The sequence below is a fragment of the Citrobacter sp. genome (assembly GCF_050252275.1).
In the GTDB taxonomy this organism is placed as follows: Bacteria; Pseudomonadota; Gammaproteobacteria; order Enterobacterales; family Enterobacteriaceae; genus Citrobacter_A; species Citrobacter_A amalonaticus.
Genome location: NZ_JBFWLF010000399.1, coordinates 1 through 2,935 on the forward strand (window position 1 = coordinate 1; position 2,935 = coordinate 2,935).

At 55.8% G+C, this 2,935-nt stretch carries 3 protein-coding genes; all 3 read right to left on the reverse strand.

All coding sequences use genetic code 11. The features are described from left to right. Nucleotides 1-802: 16S rRNA (adenine(1518)-N(6)/adenine(1519)-N(6))-dimethyltransferase RsmA (gene rsmA / locus AB7E14_RS22280; protein WP_428169976.1), on the reverse strand; the 802-nt coding region annotated here is incomplete at its 3' end. Next, nucleotides 799-1,788, reverse strand: a complete 990-nt coding sequence (gene pdxA / locus AB7E14_RS22285; RefSeq protein ID WP_316962673.1) for a 4-hydroxythreonine-4-phosphate dehydrogenase PdxA — start codon at nucleotides 1,786-1,788, stop codon at nucleotides 799-801. The genes rsmA and pdxA, both read right to left, overlap by 4 nt. After that, a partial coding sequence (gene surA, locus AB7E14_RS22290; protein ID WP_428169977.1) for a peptidylprolyl isomerase SurA occupies nucleotides 1,788-2,935 on the reverse strand: 1,148 nt, incomplete at its 5' end. The genes pdxA and surA, both read right to left, overlap by 1 nt.

The window sequence follows — 2,935 nt, forward strand, 5'->3', positions numbered from 1 at the left end:
CGTGTTCTGACAGATAGTTCGCCATCTGGCAGTACTGCGCGACAGAGATATATTCCGCTCGCATTGCCGGGTCAATACCCAGTTCCGTCAAGACCTCAACGCTGAACAGATTGCCGAGGCTGTTACGAATCGTTTTACGGCGCTGGTTGAACGCTTCTGTGGTGATGCGGCTCAACAGGCGAATATCGTTGACCGGATAGGGCATCGTAGTGTGCGGCACCAGGCGCACCACGGCGGAATCGACTTTTGGCGGCGGCGTGAAGGCGGACGGCGGCACTTCAAGCACCGGGATCACGTTGCAATAATATTGCGCCATGACGCTTAAGCGACCATACGCCTTACTGTTTGGTCCTGCAACCAGACGATTCACCACCTCTTTTTGCAACATAAAGTGCATATCGGCAATGGCATCAGTATAGCTAAACAGGTGGAACATCAGCGGCGTAGAGATGTTATAAGGCAGGTTACCGAACACGCGTAGCGGTTGACCCATCTTTTCAGACAATTCGCCGAAATTCATGGTCATGGCGTCCTGCTGATAGATAGTCAGCTTGGGGCCCAGGAAGGGATGCGTTTGCAGACGCGCGGCCAGATCGCGGTCAAGTTCAATGACCGTCAGCGCATCCAGACGTTCGCCAACCGGCTCCGTCAACGCAGCCAGACCGGGGCCGATTTCGACCATCGCCTGACCCTTTTGCGGGTTAATGGCGGAGACAATGCTGTCGATCACAAACTGATCGTTGAGGAAGTTTTGCCCGAAGCGTTTACGGGCTAAGTGGCCCTGATGGACTCGATTATTCATTGGGTATTAACAATCATTTTGATGGCGAGATTAAGCGCCGTAATAAAACTGCCGACATCAGCTTCACCCCGACCCGCCAGTTCAAGCGCGGTGCCGTGATCCACCGAGGTACGAATAAAGGGCAGGCCCAGCGTGATATTCACGCCACGACCAAATCCCTGGTATTTTAGCACGGGGAGACCCTGATCGTGGTACATCGCCAGCACAGCATCAGCATGTTGCAGATATTTGGCCTGAAACAACGTGTCGGCGGGTAATGGACCTGTCAATTTCATTCCCTGCGCGCGGAGCGTATCGAGCACCGGAACGATCGTGTCGATCTCTTCGCTGCCCATATGCCCCCCTTCACCGGCATGTGGATTCAGACCACAGACCAGCACGTGCGGATCGTCTACGCCAAATTTGGTGCGCAGATCGTGATGCAGAATGCCAATCACTTCGTGCAGCAGCGCCGGCGTAATGGCATCGGCGACATCACGCAGCGGCAGATGGGTCGTTGCCAGTGCGACGCGTAACTCCTCCGTCGCCAGCATCATCACCACTTTTTTCGCCTGTGAGCGCTCTTCAAAAAACTCGGTGTGACCGGTGAAAGGCACGCCCGCGTCGTTGATAACGCCCTTATGCACAGGGCCCGTAATCAGCGCCGCAAATTCACCCTCTATACAACCGTCACAGGCACGGGCCAGCGTCTGTACCACATACTCGCCATTCTTCACGGCCAACTGCCCTGGAACGACGGGCGCACGAAGCGAGACCGGTAACAGCGTCAGCGTGCCGGCTGTCTGCGGTTTAGCAGGGCTTTGCGGGGAGTAAGGGCGTAACGTGAGGGCAAGACCGAGCATTGTCGCCCGGTCAGTCAATACCGTGGCATCGGCACAGACCACCAGTTCAACCGGCCAGTCGCGCTGGGCAAGTTGAACGACGAGATCCGGACCTATCCCGGCGGGTTCGCCGGGAGTGATCACTACGCGTTGAGCAACCGTCATTAATTGCTCAGGATTTTAACGTAAGCGCTGGCGCGTTGTTCCTGCATCCAGGTTGCTGCTTCTTCTGAGAACTTCCGGTTCATCAGCATACGGTAAGCGCGATCTTTCTGCGCGGCGTCGGTTTTATCGACGTTACGCGTATCCAGCAGTTCGATCAGGTGCCAACCGAAAGAGGAGTGCACCGGTGCGCTCATCTGGCCTTTGTTCATGCGGGTTAACGCATCACGGAATGCCGGATCGAAAATGTCCGCCGCCGCCCAGCCCAGATCGCCGCCCTGGTTAGCCGAGCCGGGATCCTGAGAAAACTCTTTCGCTGCGGCAGCAAAGGTGGTTTTACCGCTCTTAATATCAGCGGCGATTTGCTCAAGCTTCAGACGCGCCTGCTGATCGGTCATGATCGGCGACGGCTTCAACAGAATATGGCGGGCGTGAACTTCGGTCACGGAGATGCTCTGGCTCTGGCCGCGCATATCATTCACTTTCAGGATATGGAAGCCGACACCGGAACGAATCGGGCCAACGATGTCGCCTTTCTTCGCGGTACTCAGCGCCTGAGCAAAAATGCCTGGCAGTTCCTGAATACGACCCCAACCCATCTGGCCACCTTTCAGCGCCTGCTGGTCAGCAGAGTAGGTGATCGCCAGTTTGCCGAAGTCGCTGCCGTTACGGGCTTGATCGACAATGGAACGCGCCTGAGATTCTGCTTCGTTCACCTGGTCAGACGTTGGGTTTTCCGGCAGTGGGATCAGGATGTGACTCAGGTTCAGCTCCGTACTGGCATCATTTTGATTGCCAACCTGTTGCGCCAGCGCATCCACTTCCTGCGGCAGGATCGTCACGCGGCGGCGCACTTCGTTGTTACGCACTTCAGAGATGGTCATCTCTTTGCGGATCTGATTACGGTAGGTTGAGTAGCTCAGACCATCGTAAGCCAGACGGCTGCGCATCTGGTCCAGCGTCATGTTGTTCTGTTTAGCGATATTGGCAATCGCCTGATCAAGCTGTTCGTCAGAGATTTTTACGCCCATCTTCTGACCCATCTGCAGGACAATCTGATCCATGATCAGACGTTCCAGGATCTGATGGCGCAGCGTTGCGTCATCCGGAAGTTGCTGACCCGCCTGGCCCGAATTGAGCTTCACAGATT

Coding starts and splice junctions, on each gene's coding strand:
- pdxA (WP_316962673.1), bottom strand. CDS start 1,788: ATGACGGTTGCTCAACGCGTAGTGATCACTCCCGGCGAACCCGCCGGG.